The 439-nt window shown below is 67.2% G+C and carries 1 protein-coding gene; it reads left to right on the top strand.

Features of this window, described 5'->3' with window-relative positions; translation table 11 throughout:
* The first annotated feature begins 85 nt into the window (after positions 1-85).
* Positions 86-283, top strand: coding sequence for a mycothiol-dependent nitroreductase Rv2466c family protein (locus GUY59_RS51625; protein ID WP_442939108.1), 198 nt, complete (start codon positions 86-88; stop codon positions 281-283).
* Positions 284-439: the final 156 nt, after the last annotated feature.

Below are 439 nucleotides of genomic sequence, written 5' to 3'. Positions count from 1 at the left end.
CGCCGGACGCGCGCAGCTCGGTCCTCGCCTGCGCGGTCCACAGGCGGGCCCCGTGGCGTTCGAACGTCTCCAGCGCCGTGTGCAGATGGTTCCGCGCGGCGCCGGGGCGGCGGTCGCGGCGCAGCGCAGCAGCGAGGAGTTCGATCAGCTCATCCGAGACTCGCACGAGGAGGCGTTCAACGAGGTCGGCTTCGATGTCGGGACCCCCGTTCTCCGCATCGGCGGCACGGCCTTCTTCGGCCCCGTGATCAGGCAGGCCCCTCGTGGCGAAGAAGCCGGCTGATTTTGCTGGCGAGTAGCGGCAGCGTTTGTGGCTCTGGCGATCTTTGTGTGGCGGCGTCACTGATCGTGAGCACGTTCAAGGGGCGCAGAGGATGATCTTCCTGAGAAGGTCGAACTTGGCTCGGCCGTATCGGCTCCTCTTGAGCGCCTTGACTCT

The organism is Nonomuraea sp. K271 (genome assembly GCF_009908215.1).
Lineage (GTDB): Bacteria > Actinomycetota > Actinomycetes > Streptosporangiales > Streptosporangiaceae > Nonomuraea > Nonomuraea longispora.
The sequence above is the reverse complement of the archived record's forward strand: the minus strand, read 5'-3'. Positions and strand labels throughout refer to the sequence as shown.

Excerpts from the sequence above, each read along its gene's own strand:
- GUY59_RS51625 (WP_442939108.1), top strand. The coding sequence starts at position 86 with ATGGTTCCGCGCGGCGCCGGGGCGGCGGTCGCGGCGCAGCGCAGCAGC.